This window comes from Candidatus Goldiibacteriota bacterium HGW-Goldbacteria-1, assembly GCA_002839855.1.
Classification (GTDB): domain Bacteria; phylum Oederibacteriota; class PGYV01; order PGYV01; family PGYV01; genus PGYV01.
The window spans coordinates 129,134-152,400 of record PGYV01000007.1 but is presented as its reverse complement, the minus strand read 5'-3'; the positions used below and the strand labels follow the sequence as shown (position 1 = coordinate 152,400).

Annotated in this window: 23 protein-coding genes and 1 tRNA gene; 11 read left to right on the top strand and 13 right to left on the bottom strand. The window is 42.5% G+C overall.

Annotated elements, in window-relative coordinates; translation table 11 throughout:
* The 7 genes from CVV21_08830 to proB all read left to right on the top strand — a co-directional run.
* On the top strand, positions 1–1,366 hold a 1,366-nt coding region (locus CVV21_08830), incomplete at its 5' end, for a hypothetical protein (protein ID PKL91306.1).
* A 20-nt stretch (positions 1,367–1,386) separates the two neighbouring features.
* On the top strand, positions 1,387–4,929 hold the full coding sequence (locus tag CVV21_08825; protein ID PKL91305.1) for a hypothetical protein: 3,543 nt from the start codon (positions 1,387–1,389) through the stop codon (positions 4,927–4,929).
* Between the two features lie 243 nt (positions 4,930–5,172).
* Positions 5,173–5,248, top strand: a tRNA-Lys gene (locus CVV21_08820).
* An 80-nt stretch (positions 5,249–5,328) separates the two neighbouring features.
* A complete protein-coding gene (rplU, locus tag CVV21_08815) occupies positions 5,329–5,640 on the top strand; it encodes a 50S ribosomal protein L21 (GenBank protein PKL91304.1) in 312 nt (103 codons plus the stop codon).
* Between the two features lie 64 nt (positions 5,641–5,704).
* Positions 5,705–5,959 (top strand): 50S ribosomal protein L27, encoded by a 255-nt coding sequence (locus tag CVV21_08810; protein ID PKL91303.1) that lies wholly within the window; start codon positions 5,705–5,707, stop codon positions 5,957–5,959.
* Between the two features lie 163 nt (positions 5,960–6,122).
* Complete coding sequence (locus CVV21_08805) at positions 6,123–7,385, top strand: hypothetical protein (protein ID PKL91302.1); 1,263 nt, start codon at positions 6,123–6,125, stop codon at positions 7,383–7,385.
* 24 nt (positions 7,386–7,409) lie between these two features.
* On the top strand, positions 7,410–8,510 hold the full coding sequence (gene proB / locus CVV21_08800; protein ID PKL91301.1) for a glutamate 5-kinase: 1,101 nt from the start codon (positions 7,410–7,412) through the stop codon (positions 8,508–8,510).
* Between the two features lie 2 nt (positions 8,511–8,512).
* On the opposite strand, the gene CVV21_08795 is transcribed toward proB, so the two are convergent.
* The 11 genes from CVV21_08795 to CVV21_08745 all read right to left on the bottom strand — a co-directional run bounded on the left by CVV21_08795 (position 8,513) and on the right by CVV21_08745 (position 16,577).
* A complete protein-coding gene (locus CVV21_08795) occupies positions 8,513–8,836 on the bottom strand; it encodes a hypothetical protein (protein PKL91300.1) in 324 nt (107 codons plus the stop codon).
* Positions 8,836–9,315 carry a hypothetical protein gene (locus tag CVV21_08790; protein ID PKL91299.1) on the bottom strand — a complete coding sequence of 160 codons (480 nt, stop codon included), beginning with the start codon at positions 9,313–9,315 and terminating at the stop codon, positions 8,836–8,838. The genes CVV21_08795 and CVV21_08790 overlap by 1 nt, the downstream gene beginning before the upstream one ends.
* Entirely contained in the window at positions 9,312–9,674 is a 363-nt protein-coding gene (locus CVV21_08785; protein PKL91298.1) for a hypothetical protein, read from the bottom strand. Before CVV21_08785 ends, CVV21_08790 begins: the two co-directional genes overlap by 4 nt.
* Complete coding sequence (locus CVV21_08780; GenBank protein PKL91297.1) at positions 9,674–10,177, bottom strand: hypothetical protein; 504 nt, start codon at positions 10,175–10,177, stop codon at positions 9,674–9,676. The genes CVV21_08785 and CVV21_08780 overlap by 1 nt, the downstream gene beginning before the upstream one ends.
* 14 nt (positions 10,178–10,191) lie before the next feature.
* On the bottom strand, positions 10,192–11,583 hold the full coding sequence (gene trmE / locus CVV21_08775; GenBank protein PKL91296.1) for a tRNA uridine-5-carboxymethylaminomethyl(34) synthesis GTPase MnmE: 1,392 nt from the start codon (positions 11,581–11,583) through the stop codon (positions 10,192–10,194).
* Between the two features lie 31 nt (positions 11,584–11,614).
* Entirely contained in the window at positions 11,615–12,268 is a 654-nt protein-coding gene (locus tag CVV21_08770) for a hypothetical protein (protein PKL91295.1), read from the bottom strand.
* Between the two features lies 1 nt (position 12,269).
* Positions 12,270–13,940: a hypothetical protein gene (locus CVV21_08765; GenBank protein ID PKL91294.1), complete on the bottom strand. Its 1,671-nt coding sequence runs from the start codon at positions 13,938–13,940 to the stop codon at positions 12,270–12,272.
* 27 nt (positions 13,941–13,967) lie between these two features.
* Complete coding sequence (locus tag CVV21_08760; protein PKL91293.1) at positions 13,968–14,174, bottom strand: membrane protein insertion efficiency factor YidD; 207 nt, start codon at positions 14,172–14,174, stop codon at positions 13,968–13,970.
* The gene (gene rnpA, locus CVV21_08755) at positions 14,171–14,521 is read right to left on the bottom strand and encodes a ribonuclease P protein component (GenBank protein PKL91292.1); all 351 of its coding nucleotides are present in this window, start codon (positions 14,519–14,521) and stop codon (positions 14,171–14,173) included. The genes CVV21_08760 and rnpA overlap by 4 nt, the downstream gene beginning before the upstream one ends.
* Positions 14,522–14,525: 4 nt before the next feature.
* Positions 14,526–14,672, bottom strand: a complete 147-nt coding sequence (locus tag CVV21_08750) for a 50S ribosomal protein L34 (GenBank protein ID PKL91291.1) — start codon at positions 14,670–14,672, stop codon at positions 14,526–14,528.
* A gap of 153 nt (positions 14,673–14,825) precedes the next feature.
* Entirely contained in the window at positions 14,826–16,577 is a 1,752-nt protein-coding gene (locus tag CVV21_08745; protein ID PKL91290.1) for a hypothetical protein, read from the bottom strand.
* Positions 16,578–16,890: 313 nt separating this feature from the next.
* On the opposite strand from CVV21_08745, the gene CVV21_08740 reads away from it, so the two are divergent.
* Complete coding sequence (locus CVV21_08740; GenBank protein PKL91289.1) at positions 16,891–17,124, top strand: hypothetical protein; 234 nt, start codon at positions 16,891–16,893, stop codon at positions 17,122–17,124.
* 62 nt (positions 17,125–17,186) lie between these two features.
* Here the strand turns inward: CVV21_08740 and CVV21_08735 are convergent, their stop codons facing one another.
* Complete coding sequence (locus CVV21_08735; protein PKL91288.1) at positions 17,187–18,095, bottom strand: hypothetical protein; 909 nt, start codon at positions 18,093–18,095, stop codon at positions 17,187–17,189.
* On the opposite strand from CVV21_08735, the gene CVV21_08730 reads away from it, so the two are divergent.
* Positions 18,067–18,588: a hypothetical protein gene (locus tag CVV21_08730; GenBank protein PKL91287.1), complete on the top strand. Its 522-nt coding sequence runs from the start codon at positions 18,067–18,069 to the stop codon at positions 18,586–18,588. The two genes, CVV21_08735 and CVV21_08730, sit on opposite strands and share 29 nt — an antisense overlap.
* 8 nt (positions 18,589–18,596) lie before the next feature.
* Here the strand turns inward: CVV21_08730 and CVV21_08725 are convergent, their stop codons facing one another.
* On the bottom strand, positions 18,597–21,521 hold the full coding sequence (locus CVV21_08725; GenBank protein PKL91286.1) for a hypothetical protein: 2,925 nt from the start codon (positions 21,519–21,521) through the stop codon (positions 18,597–18,599).
* A 165-nt stretch (positions 21,522–21,686) separates the two neighbouring features.
* On the opposite strand from CVV21_08725, the gene CVV21_08720 reads away from it, so the two are divergent.
* On the top strand, positions 21,687–22,811 hold the full coding sequence (locus tag CVV21_08720; GenBank protein ID PKL91285.1) for a hypothetical protein: 1,125 nt from the start codon (positions 21,687–21,689) through the stop codon (positions 22,809–22,811).
* 88 nt (positions 22,812–22,899) lie between these two features.
* Positions 22,900–23,247, top strand: a complete 348-nt coding sequence (locus CVV21_08715) for a hypothetical protein (protein ID PKL91284.1) — start codon at positions 22,900–22,902, stop codon at positions 23,245–23,247.
* Positions 23,248–23,267 lie beyond the last annotated feature (20 nt).

Genomic DNA, 23,267 nt, shown 5'->3' with positions numbered 1-23,267 from the left:
GCAGACATCAACGGAAACCATAACACAGACTGTCACGCAGACATCTACAAGTTCAGTGTCACAGACGGCAACACAGACTATGACTGAAACTGTCACGCACACTTTGACAAGCTCAGTAACGCAGACAATAACACAGACAGTAACACCCACGTCTACAAACTCAGTGACACAGACAGTAACGCAAACGCCAACACAGACAATAACTGAAACATCAACAAATACCCCTGATGATACTCAGACAATAACGCCTACTGTCACTGTTACTTTCACCAATACAGTTACAGAAACGGTATCGCAGACATCCACGGAGACCTCAACAGAAACGGCAACACAAACTGTTACTGAAACAGTCACTGCGTCTGCCACACCTTCCGCTACGCAAAGCATTACAGATACATCAACAAAGACCGCCACAGGTACGGCGACACAAACTGCGACAAGCACAGTATCGCAGACCCTGACAGAAACAGTGACACAGACTTCAACAGATTCTGTAACTGTCACGATAACAGAAACATCAACGGCTACAAATTCAGTGACTTTAACAGTAACTTTCACATCAACCGCGACAGCCACTGAATCTGCAACGGATACGGCCACGCAGACAGTGACAGAAACGGCTACTGAAAGTGTGACTGCCACAGCCACTTCAAGCGCCACAGAAACAGCCACCCGGACTTCAACGCAGACAGCCACCGGAACGCCAACGCAGACAATAACCCTTTCCAATACACCGACAATTACAATAACCATAACAGCAACGCCTACTGTGACAATTACAAATACCGTCACAACCACAAACACGCCTTCTGTGACGCAGACAAATACAGAAACTAACACGCCAACTGATACGGCTACAGACACAGCCACAGACACTCAGACACCGACTTCAAGTGAAACGTTCACTGATACTGCCACATACACTTATACTGAAATCCCTACAGAAACAAACACTTTCACCGACACGCCTACAGAAACATACACATCTACGGCTACTGATACATTTACCGCCACAAATACATTTACTGAAACTTATACTCCGACAATTACCCCGACATTCACAAACACTGCCACTCCAAATACTGATACAGCGCTGGACAGAAACTATGTAGAGCCGTTAAAAGGCGATAAGGTAAAAGTTTCAGTTAAATCACAGGCGGCGGGTGAATTAATAGAAGTTAAAGTGTATAATATATCCGGCGAAAGGGTAAGGCAGTTTAATTTTTATTCAACAGGAACAGGGTGGAATGAAGGGTTCTGGGACTGCAGAAATGACGCCGGTAAAACTGTAGGACAGGGGCTGTACTTTATGAGAATAAAACAAAACAGCGCCGTTCAGACCAAAAGGGTGTTTATAGTAAAATAATTTTATGAGGTATTCATAACATGTTAAAAAGAGTTTTATTATTTATTTTATTACAGGTTTTATTTGTCTGCGCGGCATCTGCGACAGGCCCAAAAATAATTTCTGCTGTTATGAGTCCGCCAAATCCCAAGTTTGGCCAGGAAGTTACAGTTACAGTTGAATTCTGTGCAACTAAGTATTCCTCAACGGGGCTGAATATTGCGGTAAGCAGCCTGCCGTCAAAGTCCCCCGAAGGCACTGCGGGACAGATTTTTGTTGTAAGTAATTTAGGGATTGATGTTCCAAGTGAAAATCCCAACGCATATGGGGATATACATTATATTGCAGCGGTTTCGGATGGAATGGCTGTTAACAACTGTACTGACTGCGGCGGCGATACAAATTCACGCACTGTTATAAAACAGTTTGTTTTTCACATACCGGACATATCAAAGTTTCCCGGCTGCGAAATTTCAGCATTTTTTCTGCACGTAGGGGTCAATGATTATTTTATAAGGTCATCAGACTGGATTGCCCTTGATTCATGCCGTTCTGTTTCACTTCCATGGATTATTCCCTATCCCGGAGAAGAACTGGAACTTAAAAATGCAAAAACGGAAGGCATGGTTTCGTTAAACGGCGATTTGGTCCTGTTTTCCTGCGAATACGCTTATACCGGCGGAGTTCTTACTGTTGAATCCGCGCTGCCTTCGGACGGGAAGCTAAAAATAGAATCGTGCGGGCCTTCTGAATATGTTATGTCATCGCCGACAGCGGGCAGTCAGACCGGCTCTATAATATGGGTACTGCAGAACAGGATGGGGATGCCGTCATTGTCTTCCGGAAAATTATGGTTTACCGCTAAGCTGCAAAAGCCGCCTGCCGCCGATAATGAAAAAATAACAGTTCCGTTTAACGCTTCAATGGGTTCAAATGCAAAATCACTAAGTGCTTCATTGGCTGTAAATCAGAATAAAGTGCTGCTTAACGCAAGCCAGAATAAATCTTCCGCGGCGATAGGGGATACGGTAACTTATATTATTAATTATGTTTCTACTTCATCCTCGCTTCAATTCGTTGATTTATTTGATAATCTGCAGGGTGTGTATACCAGCTTAAATCCGCCCGAGGGGTGGAAGTTTATAACTGATTCAGGCGAATTTGGAACGTGGTTGCCTGTTGCGCTGTGTTCAACGGGAAATAAATATATTGAATCTTCTTCAATTGCAAATACATACCCGGGCATGCTGATTGACGACACGGTTCCGGCAAATGCAGAATTCTGCACAGGTACAATTTTAACCGACGTCAGAATTCAGCCGGGCAGCGATTTTGGTGCGGACGCTCAGGTTATAATACGCAGCAACGGCCTTCCGGATACGCAGAACAGCATGTATTCCCTTATATTATCCATAGACAACAGTATTAACGGGTATGTATCATTTCAAAAGTGCATAAATGGAAGCTGTTTGTGGCCAAGTTATTCAAATACAGTTATAGTAAATCCTGACACCTGGTACACTGTAAAAATTGAAGCTGTTTCTGAATTTTATTTCAGGGCAAAAGTCTGGAATAAAGGGGAGCCGGAACCGGCAGCTTGGACGCTTGTTTATTCAGATGCAAGCGGGCTTGCTGACGGAATGCACTGTACTAACGGTGCATCCTGGAGGCCGGGTATTAACCATCAGGGATATATGCCGGACACAAAAAATAATTATGATGATTTTATGGTCTTTAATTCAGGGATTGGCGTTATTAATGGGGCTGTGATTTTTGATACAGTTCCCGCGCAGATATCATACCTTGGCAATTCAAATTCAGGGACATTAACAGGTAATTTACTGTCATGGAACATAGGTACGCTTGCGGAATCAGCAGGAGCATTGACCTGGTGGGGAAAAGTAAACGCCTGCGGCAGTATTACCAATACCGCGGGTTTCAGCGGTATTGCGCCCTTTGTCCCGGTGTTTTCTAACACGCTAAATATGCAAAGCGAACCGTGCTATGTAACGCCTACTGTAACGCCGACCGTAACAATAACACCGTGTGTCAATACTCCTTTTTCATATGTCATAAACCCTCAGGGCGGGCAGGAATACGTATCGTTAATACAGGCAGACGGAAATGCATCCGCTTCATGCGGGAGCATACAGCTTGTGGAAGTGGCGTTTCAGAGGCAGGCAGGCGGATTTTACTGGGACTTTACTGCAAACACATGGTCGCTTTCGGTGCCGGAATGGGCTGCGGCAATAGGATATGAAAACTGGACGTTTAATAATATGCCGGTATTTAATCCGGGAGAAACATATACAATTTTCAGCAGGTCAAAGGACACTCTTGGTAATGTGGAAATGCCCGGGCTTGGAAATACTTTTTCAATAGTAAACCCTTCGCCGACTGTTACGGTTACTGTGAGTGCGACAGGGACTGTAACAGCTACAATTACCGGTACAGTTTCGCCGACAGTCACAGGGACAATGACACAGACTGTTAGCTCAACGCTGACTGTTACTAATACAGTGACGCATACTGTGACAAGAACCTTAACTCAAACTATTACAGATACAGCATCCCCTACTGTAACGCAGACAGCAACAACTTCGGTTACGCAGACGGCAACCGGAACAATTACCGGTACAAATACTCAGACAGCTACAGGGACAATTACAAAAACATCCACGTCCACTGTGACAATGACTTCGTCGGGGACAAATACAGCTACGCAGACCGCAACCGGGACATCAACAGAGACTGTAACCCAGACACCATCGCCTTCTGCAACGCAGACAAACACAGAAACCGCAACGCCCACAATGACACTGACAAACACCCCTACAAATACTTTTACAAAAACAGCCACACAAACGGCAACGCAGTCTTCAACTTTAACTGCCACGCAGACTGTAACAGAGACAACTACAAAAACATCAACTCCTACACAGACAGCCACGCAGACAATTACTTCAACCGCGACGCCAAGCCCCACGATGACAATAACAATTACTGTTACAACCACAAACACTCCGTCTGTGACGCAGACGAACACAGAAACTAACACGCCCACTGACACGGCGACAGATACAGCCACTGACACCCAGACGCCAACGCCAAGCGACACTTTCACAAATACAGCCACATACACCTACACAGAGACTCCGACAGAAACATACACTTTCACCGACACACCAACAGAAACATATACTTCTACGCCTACGTACACATTCACAGAGACAAATACATTCACGCATACATACACTCCCACCATCACACCTACATTTACAAACACACCCACGCCTAACATAGATATAGCGCTGGACAGAAATTATGCAGAGCCGTTAAAAGGGGACAGCATAAAAATATCCGTGAAGGCTTCTGTTATTGGTGAACTGGTGGAAATTAAAGTTTATAATATATCCGGTGAAAGGATAAAACAGTTTAATTTCAATACAGTGATAACAGGATGGAACGAAGGATACTGGGACTGCAAAAATGACGCGGGTAAAACGGTTGGACAGGGGCTTTACTTTATCAGAATAACAAGGGCAGGAACCGTTGAAACAAGAAAAGTGTTCATTATAAAATAGCTGTCAGAGGCAAAAAACGTAAAAAACGCCTTTAAATAAAGGGCAAAAATATTTTTTTGGTTTTCCAAAAATATATTGACATTAAAAAAATATTGTGTAAAATATGCTCTACTGTTTTGTTTATCATAAGTTCGTATTACAATAATAAAAAAACAGAATGATTCATTAAAGAAGTATGTTTTTAAGGGTGTTCTTGCACTATCAGGATTTTACTTACAACTTTGTATTTGTAGCATAATAGGTGGGCCGGTAGCTCAGTTGGTAGAGCACCGCCCTTTTAAGGCGGCTGTCGAGAGTTCGAGCCTCTCCCGGCTCACCAATTAATATGGTATAATAATACAAAAATAAAAGCAAAGACGCGGTAAAGAAACAGCCGCGAAATTATGGAGGTTTTTTACAATGTACGCGATAGTTGAAATAGCAGGCAAACAGTACAAGCTTACCGAAGGCGCGGTAATTAACGTGGACAAACTTAATCAGGAAGGAAATGAAATTAATTTTGACAAAGTGCTTCTTCTTGTATCCGACAGCGACATTAAAGTCGGCAATCCCACAATTCCCAATGTTCAGATTAAAGCTGAAATTGTTGACAAAGAAGTAAAAGGGGACAAGATTGTTGTGTTCAAATGGAAGAGGGCAAAGAATTCCAAGAAAAGAATGGGACACAGGCAGAAATACACTAAAATCAGAATATTAAAAATAGAAGCATAACCTTTTAAATAAACGGAACTATAAAAATAATTTAAGAACGTAAAATTAAGGAAGGTGGATTTAAATGGCACACACGAAGGCACAAGGTTCTACAAGAAACGGGCGCGACAGCGCGGGACAAAGGCTTGGCACAAAAGCGGGCGATTCACAGCTGGTTTCAGGCGGCTCCATAATAGTAAGGCAGCGCGGCACAAAAATCACAGCCGGAACTAACGCCGGAATGGGCAAAGACCACACAATTTTCGCAAAAGTAACCGGAAGGGTAAAGTTTACAACTTCCGCAGGCGGAAAAAAGGTAAGCATAATACCTGTAAAGTAATTTTTATTACACTAACAGCAAAAAGCGGGCTTAAGTCTAAGCCCGCTTTTTTTATTTTATTATGATGCGTATGATTACCCGCAGGTTAATTTACGGGATATACGCGCCAAATTTATATGATATAATGCATTAATAAAATACGGCAATAATCGGAGCATTAAAAATGTTTGTAGATCACGTACAGATAATGATTGAATCAGGTAAAGGCGGCAACGGCGCTTCCACATTCAGGCGCGAAAAATATGTGCCCAAAGGCGGACCGGACGGCGGCGACGGCGGGCGCGGCGGCCACGTTTATTTTGTGGCGGATAGGCACTTAAATACCCTTGTGGATTTTCATTTTAACAAGCTTTATAAAGCCGAAAAGGGCGTTAACGGCGCCGGCAGCCAGATGCACGGCAGAAACGGAAAAGATTTGTATATCCACGTGCCGCTTGGCACGGTTATCATGAACGCGGCCACAAATGAAATAGTGGCTGACCTTGTAAAAGAAGGCGATAAAGTGCTTGCAGCGGGCGGCGGGCGCGGCGGCAGGGGAAATATACATTTTAAAACTTCCACCAGGCAGGCGCCAAGGTTTTACGAAAAAGGCGAGCCGGGAATAGAACTAAGCGTTGCCCTTGAACTTAAGCTTCTGGCGGATGTGGGTATAATTGGAATGGCAAACGCTGGCAAGTCCACGCTGCTGTCAAAAATTTCCAATGCCAGGCCAAAGATAGGAAACTATCCGTTTACCACTCTTGTACCGGTGCTTGGAATAGTAAAAGTGGATGCGGAAAATGCTTTTGTAGCCGCGGACATTCCGGGGCTTATAGAAGGCGCATCAGAAGGTAAAGGGCTTGGAATAGAATTTTTGCGCCACATAGAGCGCACAAAAGTTTATATTCACGTCGTGGACCCAACTCAGGGAGACGCGTTTGACGGTTATAAAATGATAAATAAGGAACTTTCCAGATACAGCGGCAAGGTTGGTAAACGGCCGCAGGTGGCGGTTATAAATAAAAGCGACCTGTTAAGCGATGATGAAAAAAAAGAAATTAAGGATAAATTTAAAAAGAAAAAAATACCGGTGGAATTTATCTCCGCGCATAAAGATGAAAATTTAAGAAAAGTTGTAATAAAAGCTTATGAAATACTGAAAAAACTGCCGGAAGAAAAAGAAGAAATTTCCACTGTATATTACAGGGAAGAAGCGGATTCCGCGCCGCAGCTGGAAAAGGCCGGAGCTCACGTTTTTGTGCTGCGTCACAGGCCCACGGAGCGTTATGTGGAAATGCTTGATTTTTCTGAAATGGAAACTGTGGAAGTATTCAAGCGCTACCTTGAAAAGAGCGGAATGAATGAATTTTTTAAGGCAAACGGCGTGACAAATGGCGATGTTCTGGTAATTGCTGACAGGGATTTTATTTACGACGACGAGGAATAAATTTAAGGATAAAGAGGTATTAATATGTACAACAGGATAGTTGTAAAAATAGGGACAAACCTGATAGCTGATGAAAAAGGATTAAGGGAAACTTTCCTTAAGGACTTTGTCCGCCAGGTGGTGGAACTGCGCAAGGCCGGGAAAGAAATGATAATTGTCTCGTCCGGCGCCATTGGTTCCGGGCTTATCCGCATGAACATGGAAAAAAGGCAGTTTACCCTTCAGGAAAAACAGGCCATTGCCGCCATAGGGCAGCCTGTCCTTATGAACCGTTACAAAAAACTTTTCACGGATAATGATGTGACAGTCGCCCAGGTCCTTTTAAACCACGATGACGTCAAGGATAAGTCCAGGAACATGAACGCAAGGAACACCCTTTTAAAGCTTATTGAATGGGGAGTGGTGCCCATAATAAATGAAAATGACACCGTGGCAACAGAAGAAATAAAGTTTGGGGATAATGACGCGCTTGCCGGAATTGTGGGAAGCCTTGTAAACGCGGACCTTGTGGCCATTTTAACATCAGTTGACGGAGTGTATGACAAAAATCCCGGCAGATACAGCAGCGCCAAAAAAATAGAAGTCATAGAAGATGTTGAAGCCACAATAAAAGAAGTTCAAACTGACGGTGTCACATCGGGCGGCACGGGCGGAATGTTATCCAAACTTGAAACGGCGCGCAACCTTAATCACGCTGGAATTCCCCTTATTATAGCCAACGGAAATTTAAAGAATGTGCTTATACGCTCTGCCGGCGGTGAAAACACGGGGACGTTGATACTTAGAAAAGGGCACAGGGCAGAATCAAAAAAAAGATGGATACTTCTGACTTTAAAGGCAAAGGGCAATATAATAATTGACGACGGCGCAAAAAAGGCGCTTTTAGATTCAGGCAAAAGCCTTCTTGCCGTGGGAATAGCCGCTGTAAACGGGAAGTTCTCGCTTGGCGACGCGGTTGAAATAGAGGATAAAGCAGGCACAAGAATAGCAAAAGGCGTTGTAAATTACTCTTCTGAAGACGTAAGTTTGATTAAAGGAAGAAAAAAAGAAGAGATAAAGAAAATCATGAAAGATAATTACTATACGGAAGTTATTCACAGGGATAATCTTTTTGTTTACAGGTAAAACTACAGTTTTCTTAAATACTCCGATTTTACTGTTTTTCCGTTAAGGGAGGCTGTCACAAATATTTTGGCGTTTTGGCTGTCAACAGGCCCGGCTTCATAATAAACCCTGCACCCGTTAATTGTAAAGTCCCCTGATATTAAAAGCCTGTCTCCGTCTTCAAATAAATTTGAAGCCACTGCAAATCCGGAATTTAAAGCGCGTTCAAGCTTTGCTTTATCAAAATATACTGCTGCTTCCGCCTGAGATTTTATTCCAAGCCCGAACATCAAAAAATTTAGCGAGGCAAAAAATAACGCGGTTATTGTAATGATTTTTACGCGCATTATTTTTCCGCCTTAGGGGACATAATGCACCCTTTTTTTATGCGGTAATTATGAAGGTATTCACGGCCTTTATAATTTCTGAGAGTATAAAATAAATCGCCGGTAAAACCGAATTTTACACCGTGAAGTATCGGGTATGAAAAAGAAGCGGCAGGCCTTGAACTTGCAGGAGAAGGGTTAATTATAACGGACAGCGCTTCGTTGCCCGAACGCAGGGTAAAAGAGTCAGTTTTATCAGATACCGGTTCGCCTGTCTCTGAAAGTGAAGGGATATTCATAACGGCGGTCGTATCGTAAGAGGTATCCTGTGCTGAAGTAGAAAGTGAAATTACGCATGCGGCTGTGGACCGCAAAAATTCATCCGCTTTAAGATCCCGGTTTAAGTCTGAATCCGCCATAAAATAATTCATGAAATAAAAAGCGGTAACAATAGAAAAAGAAGAAATAAGGCAGACAAGGATAATGTGATTATTTTTCATTTTCGCGTCCTTGCGTCTATTATCTCTGAAAGCTTCACTGAAGCGCCGCCGGAACTTAAATTTATTGTTACATACCTTAAAGAAACATAATCTTCATAAAAATCGCATTTTAAGTGGCCTTTTACACCGTACCTTTTAAACATGGGGTCATCCTGAAGGATGGGGGCTGCAAGCTTGTCGCCGCGCGTCAGTATAGTGGGAAGTGTTCCGATAAATTCAAGCTGGTTAACAGAACAGGTGACGGCTATTTTTTTATGATAAGCATTGTATAAAAGCAGAAAACCCGCAAAGGCAAAAAAAACTGAAATGAAAAGGATGGTGACGGCAAAATCCATTTTTTTTTTGTTTTTTGTTTCCACTAAAAAACACCGGCAAGGTCACTGATTACTGTCGGTGAAAAGCCTCTGTAAATCATCTTAATTGTGCCGGTTTTATCTATTACGTAAATCACCGGCATAACAGTAAGGTCATACTGTTTTGGAAGGTCGTTTAAGGAAAAAATATAGCGGGGCGTCCTGTTGTTAAATTCGGATATCTCCGCTGTTTTTTCATTTAAAGCTATGTTGAACCAGATAACTTTTAAATAATTGTCTGTAAAACCCCGCAATTGTTTATTAAGTACAGTTTTTAATTTTTCGGAATTTATTGATTTATCGGTAAAACAAAGCACCACTGATGATTTGCCCGTGAAATTGTCAAGGTTAACCGCAGCGCTGTCTTTGTAGCCTACCGGGAAAGAAATATACGGGGTTCCGGCGGTAAGGTGATTAACCGTTTTTTTGCTACGGCCGCGCTGTACTGTTATAAGTATAAGGCCAAGTATTGAAAAAAATATAAGTGATGCAATAAGCAATCTTTTCATAGGGCCGCCTTTTATTATTTTCCTATGCAAAAACCTGAAAATATTGATTCCAGTATCTCATCCGTACTTATAACTCCCGTTATGCTTCCAAGTGAAGCTGCCGCGCGTTTTATGTCCGACGCCGCGAATTCAAAAGAAAGGTTCTTTGCCAAAGCATCACCGGCGTCTTTAAGCGCGGTGCTTGCTTCCAGCAGTGCCTGTTTGTGGCGCAAATTGGTAACAAGTATTCCGTCAAGCAAAGCCGGGTGACCGCTTCCAATTATAATATTTTTCAGGGCGTTTGTTAAGGGGATAATTCCGTCTTCTTTTACGCAGTTTATGCTTATAGCTGATGTGGTGTCATCTGCGCCAAGAAAAGCCTTCGCGTCCTGCGCTGCAATTTTTTGTTCAAGGTCGCTTTTATTTATGCACAAAATTACCTGCCTGCCAAAAGTTTCCTTAAAAGCGTCAATATCTTCGTTAGTAAGGGGAAGCGAGCCGTCAACTATAAATAATATAATGTCAGCTTCTTTTAAAGCGGTTTTAGCCCTGTGTACCCCTTCTTTTTCTGCCTGCGTTTCCGCGTGCCTGATACCTGCGGTGTCAAACAGCCTAACCGGGATGTTTTCAAGGTCAAAACGGTCTTCTATGACGTCCCTGGTGGTGCCTGCAAGGCCTGTCACTATAGCGCGGTTCTTTCTTAAAAGCGCGTTCATAACGCTTGATTTTCCGGCATTGGGTTTTCCGGCTATTACGCAGCGTACGCCGTTTTTAATCATAATGCCTAAATCCGCGTTTTTTAAAAGCAGCCCGATGTCCGCGTTTATTAAAGACAGTTTTGACAGTGCTGATTTTGAATCAAGTTTGGGCGTGTCTTCGTGGGCAAAATCAATTTCAAGCTCCAGCAAAGACAGCAGTGACGATATTTTTTCGCGCAGCGCAGTAATGGCGCCGGATTCATTTCCTTCAAGCTGTGAAAGCGAAAGTTTAAGCGAGGTTTTGGAATCCGCGTCAATTATATCGGCCACAGCTTCTGCCTGGGCAAGGTCCATTTTGTTGTTTAAAAAAGCCCTTTTTGTAAATTCACCCGGCAGAGCGCTCTGTGCGCCAAAATGGCACAGGGCTTCCATGGCGGACTGAAGGATTAAGATGCTTCCGTGGCAGGATATTTCCGCCATGTCTTCGCCTGTATATGAATTAGGCGCTTTGAATACAGTTACAAGAGGTTTGTCCAGAAGGGAATCAAAGTGGTCATAAAGGCCTGCCAGATATTGGGTGCGCGGCGGAATTTCGCTTATTGGCATGCCGGAAGAAAAACGCACTATTTTTGAAATTATGGAAAAAGTATCCCTGCCGCTTACGCGTATTATGCCAAGCGCGGATTTTCCGGGATATGTTGAAATTGCCGCTATTGTTCTGTTTTCCATAGGCCACCAAAAGAACCGCGCGGGTTACGCGCTATAATAATGAAGTCACCACAACTTTTTTATAAACGCCCCTGCCTATGCTGAAAGTTTTTACACCGGCTGATGCGCATTCTTCGTGAATTATTTTTCTGTCAAAAGAGGGCATAAGCTCCGTAAGCCATTCACCCGCAGCGCCCTGTGCTTTTGTAATCATCTCTGACGCTGTGTTTAAAAGGTGCTGTCTGTGTTTTTCCCTGTAAGTGTCTATGTCCAGTATTACGGGAAAACGGGTCCTGAATTTCTGTTCAAGCACGGTGGATATTAAATACTGCAGGGCTTTTATGTTCTGCCCGTTTTTACCGATAAGCAGCCCGTCTTTAAATGGGGCGTGTATCTTTATGACTGCGCCGTCAGGTGTAATATTTTCTTTTAGGGAAAAACCCGTATTTCCTGAAAGTTTAAGCAGAGTGTCAAGCATTTCAACGGCAGACTGCACCGCGGGTACGGGAGGGGGCTGAATTTTTTTTAAAGTGTTTTCGCGTTTAAAAAGTTCAACCGTATATTCATACCTGTCCGTGAAAACTTTTTCGCTTATAAGGTTTACTGACACGCAGTCAAGCGGCACGTTTTCATCTTTCATAAAAACTGCTACTGCGTCAGAAATTTTCTCTGAAGTCTTTCTAATACCGCTCATATGCTGTGCCATGTCAGGCTGTTTTTGAATTATTAACCATAAGCTGCTGTGCTATTCCAAGAATGTTTGACATGGACCAGTAAAGCAGCAGCCCGGAAGGCCAGCTGAAGGAAAGAAAAGTTAAAAATATTGGCATACCCCACAGCATTATTTTCTGCTGCATGGCCGCTGATTCATCCGTTACCGGAGTCGCGGAAGACGTCATCTTCTGCTGAAAGAACATGGAAACACCCATAAAAATAGGAAGTACAAAAAACGGATCCGGTTTAGAAAGGTCTTTCAACCAAAGGGCGAAATAAGCGCCTTTTAATTCCACCATGTTTATAAGCATCTGATAAAGCGCTATAAAGATAGGCATCTGTATCAGCATGGGCAGGCAGCCGCCAAGAGGGTTTATTTTGTATTCCTGATAAAGTTTCATGGTCTCTTCGTTTAATTTCTGTGAATCGTTTTTATACACTTTTTTAAGGGTTTCTATACGCGGTTTGATTATTGTCATTTTTTTCTGCGTGTCTTTCATCTGTTTAAAACTGTGCTGTGAAGGCACCCAAAGTATAAGCCTTACCAGCAGCGTAAGCAGAAGGATGGCAACTCCGTAATTTTTTGTAAGTTTGTGGAAAAAATCCATCGCGTAAAACATCCAAAGCCCCAAAAAGCGCGGCCAGCCCAGGTCAACCACCCTTTCCATTCCAAATTCTTTCAGGCGTTTATATTCCTGCGGCCCTATGTAGGAAACAAAAGAAGACGAAACTTCTGACCGCGGTTCTATCAGCGCGTCGTTTAAGTTTATGGCTATAAAACCAAAACCGCCTTTGTATTCTTTTATAAGCGCGCTTTTATATGTGGTCTTTTCTGCCGGCTTGAAAGAAGACATAAAATAAAGGTCCTTTATTACAATGTAATCCGGAACGCCTACGTTTGTTATTTTATCCTCTTTAATATTTGCTTTTATTTCCACCTTTTTTAGTTCACGGCCCAGCGGATAATGTACGCGGTTAAAGGCGTACATGCCGTCTTTATTTTTTTGAAACTCGGAAGGCAATAAGTGTATGTTTGGGCCCCACATAAGCTGCATGTCTTTAACTGATTTGGGTGAAGATGTGGAATTTTTAAATATTATTTCTGTAGTCAGCGCGTAAGTGTCCGCGTCAAGAATGAACTTTTTAACCGCTGTCACGCCGTCAGATAACGGGGTGGAAAAGGTTATTATAGAGCCGTTGTCGCCTATTAAAGAACCGTCATATTTCCATCTTATGGCTGTTAAATCCTGCCCGGCGGCCTGATTAAGCGCAAGGTAAGAGTAAGAAGCCTTGTTGGGAATAAGTTCAAGCACTTCATTATTTTCTTTTCCGGCTGTAAATTTTTTCAATTCATAACCTATGGCCACCGCGCCGCGGTCGCTGAAGCTTACGCGGGCAAGGGTGTTTTCAATTACGAATTTTTTTTCTTCAAAAGGTTTTATCGCCGAAGGCGTGTTTGTTTTTAACGCTGTTGTTGTTTCGGTGCCGGATACGGCCGGCTGTACTGCACGGGCGTTCTGCGACGCCTGTGTGGCCGGTGAGACTGCCGCGGTTTCCTGCGGCTGATTAGCTGCCGGTTTGGGCATAAAAAGCATGTTATATCCGAAAAGTATTATGGCTGAAAGTATTATGAATGTTATAAGCCTGGAATTTTTATCGTTCATGTGTCCTCCAAAAATTGTATTGACCTTTTAAGGCCTGTCTATGCCGCCTTTATTCCACGGGTTGCATCTTAACACTCTGTATATGGATTTCGCCGTACCTTTAATTATCCCGTACTTATCCAGCGCCTCTATGGCGTATTCGGAACAGGTGGGATAAAATCTGCACGATTTAGGCAGAAGCGGGGAAATCAGTTTTTTATAACCTTTAATTAAAAATATGAAAATATGTTTCATTTTGTTTTTCCGTAAAGTTTAAATAAAGAGAGGAGGGTTTCCTCGGTTTCTTTAAAAGTTTTAAGCCCGGACGACCCGGACCGCGCCATTACCACGACGTCTTTGCCTTCAAACAGCGCGGAATTCTTTGCAAAAATACCGCGTACCCTTCTTTTTAAAAGGTTGCGGTCAACGCTTTTTTTAATAAACTTTTTGCTTATGGTTGCCGTAAAAAGGCGTGGTTTTAAGCTGTTTGTATCAGAACAGGGCACGGCAAATACCGCAAAACAATTATTGCCGTGCTTAACCCCTCTTTTTATAGCCCTGTTTACATCGGGGCTTGTAGGAGGTTTTTTTTTGAAACTCAAAGTATTATTTGGTGCAGGAAGTCATTTTGGTTCTGCCTTTGGCCCTTCTTCTGTTAACCGCTTTGCGGCCTGTAGGCGTTGACATCCTCTTTAAAAAACCATGTTTTCTCTGTGCTTTCTTCTTGTGGGGCTGAAAAGTACGTTTTGGCATAATTATTCTCCATTTATATTAATTTTTCACTTGTTTTAATGTTTTTAAATACAAAAACAAGATTTTGTCTGCATATTATAAGGAAATAAGGGCAGGGTGTCAACTTAAAACTGCACAATATTGAGGTGAATAAAGTTAAGGATAAGAAAAAAGCTATTTTAAACTTAAAAAAGCATTCTCAATGCGTTTTATTGCGCCCTGTGAAACTTTATCATCCGGGTCGGCGGCTTGTATGATAAGAAGGCATTTAGAGACAATCAGCCCTGCGTCAAGCATAAAAGTAAGGTCGTCAAAATATATGCGAAATGCTATAGGCTCACCCTTTTTCGAGTAATAAAAGTTAAAATCCGCGCCCTTATGAATTTCCCCTGAAATTATTCCCGCAAGAGGGTACAGTTTGTTTTTTGCTCTGTCTGTATTTTTTGGAATATTGGCTGTAAAAGCGCCTTTAAATTCCGGAAGAATTCCTTTTATTACATCCTTGATTTTTACCGCGTCGCGTTTTGAATTATTTTTGCGCAGGTTTATTATTGTTTCATATACCTGAAAGTATTCATTGTTGTGATTTTTTTTATCCGTCACTTTATCCAGGTATTTTTTTGCGCCATCCGCGTCAAGGTCATATGCTTTCATTTTTGCAAGCAGAAGATAAGCTTCCTGAAAATCAGGTTTAAGAAGCAGCGCCTTATTAATTATACGCTCGCATTCTGTGTCCATATCTTTGGCTAAAAGTGAACGCGCGTAGCGCATTAAAAAGTTTATATTTTTTGGTTTTCTTTTAATTGCCGCTTCAAAGTATTCAATGCCTTTTTCCATATCGCCGGCGGCACAGTAAGCTTCCGCCAGAAGCGCCAGCGTAATATCGCGGTCAGGCTCCAGTGAAAGGGCGTGTTCAAGGTGTTCAATGGCTTCTGCGTAGTTTCCGTTAAAATACGCAAGCATGCCGTTATTGTGAATTGCATTTTGGCAGCCGCTGTAAACTTCAAGTGATTTTTTCAGGTATTCCTTAGCTTTTGGCAAATCGTGAAGGCCATACCAGGCAACACTCATATTGCTGTACAGAAGGGAAAGGCCGTAGCCGCGTTCTGCGCCTGTTGTTTCCGCGTATTTAAAAAGGTCCAGGCTTCTATGGCAGAAACCGCAGCGCAGCATCATCACGCCCATGGATAATATTTCCGAAGGTTTGTTTTCAACCGCTGTTTTTGCTTTTTCCAAGACTTCATAAGCGTCAGAAATATCGCCATTTTCATTGTAATAAAAATACATAAATTCAGTGCCTTCCGGGCTCCATGGAAATAATTCCAGTTCCTCGCTGTAAAAAAAGTATGCGGCCTTTTTATCCCCAAGCATTTCGTGGCAGCGCCCAAGCCACGCGCGGACGCCTTTTTCCCCGCTGTAGGCAATGCGCATATTTTCATATATATCACGGCTTTTTTCATACTGCTGTGTTTTAAAGTAGCAAAGCCCCATGTCGTACAGTACTTCTGAATCTCCGGGCCTTTTTACCATTGCGTCTTCCAGAAGGGGAATGGCGTCTTCATAATCTTCAAGCTGAACGTATATTTTTCCAAGGGCGCCCTGCGATTCGTGGTCCCGGGGGCGCTCTTCAACCATCTTTTTAAACAGTTCTTTTGCCTTGTTGTAACGCTGAAGATGTTTATAGGTAAAACCCAGTTTTTTGGCGGAACGTTCAGACGGATTATTGTTATAAAAATCAAGGGCTGTGCGCAGTTCGGCGGAAGGTTTTTCTCTTTTTTTCTGCACGCGCACCATAAGTTCCTGGCCGTCGCTGTGTGACGGTTCAAATTCAAGCAGCCGGGTTAATAAAAGAAAAGCGCGGTCTGTATCGCCTGATTCAAAAGCACTCTTTGCTTCTTCAAAGAAATACCCGGAAGTCTTATCCATAAAAGCCCCTTATTTAGGTTATTTACTTATATTCCAATATCATGATAAATTTGTCAACAGGAAGTGTTTTATGTAAATAAGCGGCTGTGTAACGCGTTTGATAAGGCACAGTTGACAAATACACTTTGATATGGCATATTTTAGGTGTGGATAAAGATGAAAAGGGATGATAAAAATTATTTTATTTATGAAATTATAATAATTGCAATCCCCCCGGAGTATCCACGATAAGAAACCCCTCCCAAACCCTTTTTATCAACTCCGGGGGTCTAAAAAAAACAAGGGAAGTTAAATATAATAGCAGGGGGAAATAATGAAGAATGTAAAAGAGGTTTTATCATTTGCGGTAATTGGCGCGTTAATTGGAGGGTTGATAGCTGAATTTTTCCCGAAACTTTTATCAAGCGGGCTTTTTGGCGATATCGGCGCTGATATAAGCGAACCATTTTCACAGTTCAGAAATGAACTGGCATTAAAGTACGGCGGTATTGGCGCAATTGCCGGTGCGGCGGCAGGATTTGTAAAACAGCTTCTTATTAAAAAATAACTTTCTTTATATAAATAAAAAAGGCGGGGATTTCTCCCCGCCTTTTTTATTTTAAAGGTTTTTTATTCGTATTTAAAAACATGTGTTTTGTTTGAGTTTGCGGAATCTGTAACTGCCACATAAGGCACGCCTGAATTGTCAAATTCCAGGCTTATTGACCCTATAGAACCGGCAGTGGCGCTGGTCGTACCCACTGTATCCCACGTTGCTCCGTTATATTTTTTCACTTTTAATTTGTAATTGTCATAAGCGTCCCTGTAAGCCACATAAGGTGTGCCGTTGTAAACGTTCATCGCAATATAACCCGCGTAGTAGTCGCTTATGCTGGTGCTGTTTAAATCCTGCCAGGAAGTCCCGTTTAAAATAAATACGGCCGGTTTTGTGGTTCCTGTATAATTTAAAGCAAGATATAAATTTGCACCGCTGGCCTTTAAAGTCATATCTGAAGGTGATTCTGTTATTATCGGGGCTGTTCCCACAGGTTCCCAGGTTGTACCCGTGTATTTAACAACTGCAGCGCCGTTTACAGAAAGGTCATTGTATGCCAGGTAAAGTTCCCCGCCAAAAATTTCCATAGAAGGAATCCAGGGTTCTGCATCCACATTAGTAATGTTTAAAGGTGAAGTGATGTCTGTCCAGACAGCGCCGTCAAATTTATTGATTATAAATTTATATTCATTGGCTGAGTCCGCGCCTGCCGCGTAAATATTTGTGCCGTCAGATGCAACAGAGTAATTAGAGTAATCTGAAGGGTATACTGACAGTTCGCTCCAGTCAGTGCCGTTAAAAAACAGCAGCGGGTCATTTGTGTAAAAGTAAAAAGGCACCCAATATAAAGCTGAACCTGTGGAATAAAAACTCTGGTTTGTATTTCTTCCCATGTTTGAAGTGGTATATGAATCAATCCAGCTGCTGCCGTTTAAAGTTTTTACAACAGGATAGTTGTCATTATCGGTATACGCAAGGTACATTTTCCCGCCGCAGTTTTTTAATGACACTTCGTCTGCTGAATTGGCGGAAATTTCAGCCTGCCCCACTGTCTGCCAGGCGGGTGTATTAGTGATGGTAACAGTGGCGGTTGAAGACGGGGTAATGGTTGCAGTTTCAGTAATTGTACAGGAAACTGTTATGGTTGAAGTCAGTGTAATTGACGGTGTTTCTGTGGTTGTGGGTGTTGTTGTGGATGTGTTTTCAATAATTTGGGTGGAAGTGGTGGTTACAGTCGCAGTTGAAGAAATGGTTGCGGTAAATGTATCACCCGGTGTGGCTGTTTCTGTAATTGTCTGTGTAAAGACCGGTACATCAGGCGTATCAACCGGAGTTGTGGGTGATTGTTTTTTACAGGAAATAATGAATACTGACAGTAAACAGATAACAAATAGTAATTTTTTCATAAACTCTCCCTTTTTTAATTTATTTTTCAGCAGATACAATAAACTGAAAAGGGAGATTTGTCAACGTTAAGATGGCGCCTACTGATATTTATAAACGCCCATAAACCCGTTGCTTATGTATCCGGAATAAATACTTCCTGCGGATTTTAAGATGTAAGGATATTCTGTAAGCGGGGACGTATATCCCGACGTGCTGTTCAAATATATCCAGCCGGCGCCGTTATACATTGCCGCGATTGCTTTGTCTTTTTCCGTGTCTATAAAAGAGACGTAAATTTCATTTTCGGAAACCGCGTGTATTGAATTATGTTTTGAATAACAGGCGAAAAGCGAAGGGGTCAAATCTGTCCAGTAAGAACCGTTCCATCTGCATACAACGGGCAGATATGTATTTGCAGTGAAGATTACATAAACCGCAGCATCATTTATAACGCTGATATCAATGCTTGAAGCTTCAACGTCATAATTGTAAGCAACGCCGCCTAAGTCTGCCCAGTCTGACAATCCGTTTTTCCATTTTACATGAATCCTGTTTTCATCATTAGGGTCAACATAAGCCACATATAATTTAAGCGTTCCCGCGTCATTATAACCGTCCATAGAAAGGGTATTCAGGCGCGCCACGTCAACGGATACCGGGGGGGTAAAGTTGGCGGAACCGTATGTTGTCCAGCTTGAGGCGTATGATTTTACCGTTACGCTGTTGCCGGCGTCTGAATTTATATACGCCACATAGGGCGTTTCGTTGTCAATGTAAATGCACGGCTGTGAGCCGTTGCCCACGGTTATGCCAAGAGAACTAAGCCAGTTATCTCCGCTATAGCGGGCATAAATACCGCCCGCGCCAAAAGGATAAACAATGTAGTCATAAGCCGCTGATTTTGCAAGCCAGCGTTTTCCCATTTTAGTATATTCCAGAGACAGGTCTAAACCCGTGCCGTTTATATGTATTTTGCTGTTGCTCTGCGTGTAACCCCAGGAATAATCAGTTCCGTTAGAAGCAAGCGCTGCGTGCTGTGAAACAGCGGGTGTTCCGTAAGCTACAGCTGTCCAGGCTCCCGGCGTCATTGTAATGGTGCTGGTAACGGTAATTGTCGGCGTTACGGAAAAAGTCTGTGTGATGGAATATGTGGGCGTTATGGTAAAGGTCATTTCTTCGTGATACAGGGTGTATTCATGTATTGGCCAGGAGTTTATTATTTTTACGTAATATGTACCTGCGGAAAGGTTTGTATCAAAATAGGTTTCATTATCATTTGCTCCGCCCAGCCAGGCGCCGCTTAGATAATTATCCGGATAACCGCCGGATGTGGGCGCGCCTTCCGTGTCATATACATATATTCCAATTGTGTCGTCCTGGCTTCCGTCAACATTAAAATAAATTCTGGAAGTATATGTCCCGCCCACTGTATATACAAACCAGTCTGAATCGCTTGCCGGATAAACGCTGTGAATTTCGGAATTGGGCGATGAAGAAGCCGCGTTAGCCCCTGTATAAACATCATCCCCGTCTTCATATATATCAGGGCCAAGAGTCTTGGTGGGCGTGACCGTGGCGGTTATTGTAACTGTAGGGGTTATGGTTTCTGTTATTGTGGGGGTGTCATAAACCGCAACATAATGCATGTTATAAAATACCCCTGTGGCGGTATCGTTATCATACATTTTTAAATAATAGTCGCCTGCATCAAGAGGCTGAATGATGTATGTTTCAAACTCGCTGCCCTGTACGTGAGCAACATCCGAAAGGACACCGGAATAATCACGGTATAAATACATTCTTAAATCATATCTCTGGTCATCACTTTGTGCAAAAAGAGTTACTGAAGAATAAAAAGGAATTGTAAATTTAAACCAGTCTTCATCTCCTGCCGGGGCAAGGGTATGGTACTCATTGATACCGGATGTGATTGTCCGGGCAGTAAATGAGGTGTTGTCGTCTTCATAAACATCCGTTGGCCACGGGGTAGGGGTATTGGTCTGCGTGTCTGTCGGAGTTTCGGTATAAGTATCTGTTGCGGTTTCTTCTGTTGTGTAAGTATAAGTCGCGGTTTCTTCTTCGGTTGGGGTTTCGGTTATTGAAGGGGCAAAGTTAATTGTTATTTTGTACTGTGTTATGGGTTCATAGTTAAACGCGCGGATTTTAATGTAATATTTTCCCGCCGGAACGAAACAATAATCAGGTATTACCGCGGGGGTGCTGCCGTCGCCGCCTGTAAAGGAAGAATTTACCGTGTCAGCTTCTTCAAAAACATCTATGTAACAGTAATTTGAATCCGCTGTGGTTATGGAAACACATGATTCCTCGGTCAGGTTAAAATACATCCAGTCTTCATCATCCCAGGCGTGAATGCTGTGCGTCTGGGTTTCACCGTTTGTTATTTCGTTTGCCGAGGTATAAGCGTTATCAGCTTCGTATATATCCGCCGAAGGCGTGGGGGTATTTGTAAATGTAGTTCCGGCAGGAACTGTATTTGTTTCTGTAGGGGTTTCAGGGGCGAAATCATTAATAGAAACAGTGTAATTAAATGTATCGCAGCCGGTCTCATAATTCCACGCCCTGACATTTACGTAATATGTGCCGGGGGCAAGGTCTGTAACTGATGCTGTGGCAGGGCCTGTGCCGTCTCCGCCTGCTAAAACCATATTGGCGGGTATGATATTTGTGCTGTTGTATCCTTCTATAAACGTGGGATAAGTTGTGCCTGATGTGGTGATTGTGACATCAGATGTGTTTGTAATGGTAAATTTTATCCAGTCGTTTTCATAACAGGCGTGCATGCTTTTATTCTGCGACTGTCCGGAATATATTATTTTTGCCTGTGCCGGGGTATCGTCCTCTTCATAAGCGTCACCCAAAGGTGTCTGAGTGGCGGTTGCAGTATAAGTTGCTGAATCTCCCGTATCTGACGGGGTAGAAGGGGATGCCGGGTTTTTACCGCAGGAGTATATAATAAGGAAAGAAAAAATTATTAACGCGGAAATCAGCAGATTTTTTTTCATAAAATCCCCTTAATTAATATTTAAAAACCTGTAAGCATAATATAACATAAAAAGCGGCTGTTTCAAATATATTCCTGTATTTTATACAGGTTATTTTCTTTACATAAACAAGAAAAGCCTTTATTCTATGGTATAATATTTAAAAATTTGGAGGAAATTGCCAATATGAAACTTGTATTCAGCTGCGGTGTGTGCGGGAAACAGGAAACTATCTTTCTTACGGATAAAAACAGGACGTATCTGATAGGCAGGGAACTTGAAAATCTTGACGTAAAACTGTGCGCTGATGAAAAGGGTTCTTTAAGCCGCATTCAGGCTAATATAAAATGGGACAAGAACTGCTGGCGCCTTTATGACGGCTGGCCCCCTGACACCACCGCGAAACACCCTATTGCCATGAACAAGCCGGCATCTTTTGGCGGCACTTTTGTAAAAAGAAACGATGAAATTAAAAATATCCCCTACGGCGCAGGCGAAGAAATTAAGGATAAAGATACTCTTTTGTTTGTGGTCACTGCAAAAGCCAGGGCAACAGCCGATAAATTTATTAAGCAGTCTCCTTCTGACACGCAGGCGGTGTATTACAAATACGACGGAATGGTCTTCCGCGAAGATATGGAATATTATGACGGGTTTAAATATAAATGCGAAGTGACAGACGGCACGGACGATTCTGTTTTAAGGCCAAGCAATATGTTCGCGCCCACGGTGACAGGTGAATTAAAACCGGGGCTGGAATATCCGAATTCCTGTATAGGCCTGGATATCAGGTCCAGCACTGAAGCTGACCTTGAAACCCAGCGCGACCATATGATACCGCAGTTCAATGAAATCCTGGGCGACCTTCTAAAAGACTACAGGGATTATCTTTTAATACTTTTAGGTGACGGCGCGTTTGTGTGTTTTCTTGGAAACAGGGAAGACGCGGACGTTAATTTTTCATTTAGCTTAAAATTCATGGACAGGTTAAAAACCGTCAATGAAGAGAATAAAAGAAACAAACTTGCGGAATGGAAAATAAGGATAGGAGTCAACAACGGCAAAGACAGGCTTGTAAAAGTTAACATTGCCGGGCAGGAAGCGCTTAATGTTTACGGCAACTGCATCACCACCATGTCGCGCTTAATGGCGTATGCCAAGTCAAAACCGGGAGAGATAATAACAGGCATTCCTTTTCACCAGGAAAACAATAATAAGAAGTTTTATAAAAATAATTTCACGCAGGTATCAGGCGAAGCCGTGGACAAAAACGGCGTAAAACAGCTGTATTACTTATATTCAAAAAAATAAACCGATATCTTGAATTTTTTATTATTACTTTTGTTTTTTTGTGTGATAACGTAGTATATGTGGAAATTAAATGGGAAAGGGGTTTATAATGAAAAAATGTGTAATATTGCTGCTTATACCTATTCTTATTTTATCCGGATGTGCAACTGTAAGTCCGGTATCTACAAACGAGAATCATGATATTGAAGAAAAGGGACTTAATGACTCCGATCAACAGCAAGAATATGTAGAAGATAGAGTTGACAGAAATATTCATTGGCTTGTATGGACGGGCGTTGGGGTAGGTTGTTACGCTGTTGGACTTGGAATGTTCATGCTTGCTGGTTTTTCATATACACAAGAGCAATATGATGAAGCTACATCAAAAGCGATACCCCTAATGATAGGGGGAGCTGCACTTGGAGTTGTCAGCCTGACGTTATTTTTTACGATGTAATTGATAAAAGGATTTATTAT

Excerpts from the sequence above, each read along its gene's own strand:
- CVV21_08825 (PKL91305.1), top strand. The coding sequence starts at position 1,387 with ATGTTAAAAAGAGTTTTATTATTTATTTTATTACAGGTTTTATTTGTC.
- rplU (PKL91304.1), top strand. The coding sequence starts at position 5,329 with ATGTACGCGATAGTTGAAATAGCAGGCAAACAGTACAAGCTTACCGAA.
- CVV21_08810 (PKL91303.1), top strand. The coding sequence starts at position 5,705 with ATGGCACACACGAAGGCACAAGGTTCTACAAGAAACGGGCGCGACAGC.
- CVV21_08805 (PKL91302.1), top strand. The coding sequence starts at position 6,123 with ATGTTTGTAGATCACGTACAGATAATGATTGAATCAGGTAAAGGCGGC.
- proB (PKL91301.1), top strand. The coding sequence starts at position 7,410 with ATGTACAACAGGATAGTTGTAAAAATAGGGACAAACCTGATAGCTGAT.
- CVV21_08795 (PKL91300.1), bottom strand. The coding sequence starts at position 8,836 with ATGCGCGTAAAAATCATTACAATAACCGCGTTATTTTTTGCCTCGCTA.
- CVV21_08790 (PKL91299.1), bottom strand. The coding sequence starts at position 9,315 with ATGAAAAATAATCACATTATCCTTGTCTGCCTTATTTCTTCTTTTTCT.
- CVV21_08780 (PKL91297.1), bottom strand. The coding sequence starts at position 10,177 with ATGAAAAGATTGCTTATTGCATCACTTATATTTTTTTCAATACTTGGC.
- trmE (PKL91296.1), bottom strand. The coding sequence starts at position 11,583 with ATGGAAAACAGAACAATAGCGGCAATTTCAACATATCCCGGAAAATCC.
- CVV21_08770 (PKL91295.1), bottom strand. The coding sequence starts at position 12,268 with ATGGCACAGCATATGAGCGGTATTAGAAAGACTTCAGAGAAAATTTCT.
- CVV21_08765 (PKL91294.1), bottom strand. The coding sequence starts at position 13,940 with ATGAACGATAAAAATTCCAGGCTTATAACATTCATAATACTTTCAGCC.
- CVV21_08760 (PKL91293.1), bottom strand. The coding sequence starts at position 14,174 with ATGAAACATATTTTCATATTTTTAATTAAAGGTTATAAAAAACTGATT.
- CVV21_08750 (PKL91291.1), bottom strand. The coding sequence starts at position 14,672 with ATGCCAAAACGTACTTTTCAGCCCCACAAGAAGAAAGCACAGAGAAAA.
- CVV21_08745 (PKL91290.1), bottom strand. The coding sequence starts at position 16,577 with ATGGATAAGACTTCCGGGTATTTCTTTGAAGAAGCAAAGAGTGCTTTT.
- CVV21_08740 (PKL91289.1), top strand. The coding sequence starts at position 16,891 with ATGAAGAATGTAAAAGAGGTTTTATCATTTGCGGTAATTGGCGCGTTA.
- CVV21_08735 (PKL91288.1), bottom strand. The coding sequence starts at position 18,095 with ATGTACCTTGCGTATACCGATAATGACAACTATCCTGTTGTAAAAACT.
- CVV21_08725 (PKL91286.1), bottom strand. The coding sequence starts at position 21,521 with ATGAAAAAAAATCTGCTGATTTCCGCGTTAATAATTTTTTCTTTCCTT.
- CVV21_08720 (PKL91285.1), top strand. The coding sequence starts at position 21,687 with ATGAAACTTGTATTCAGCTGCGGTGTGTGCGGGAAACAGGAAACTATC.
- CVV21_08715 (PKL91284.1), top strand. The coding sequence starts at position 22,900 with ATGAAAAAATGTGTAATATTGCTGCTTATACCTATTCTTATTTTATCC.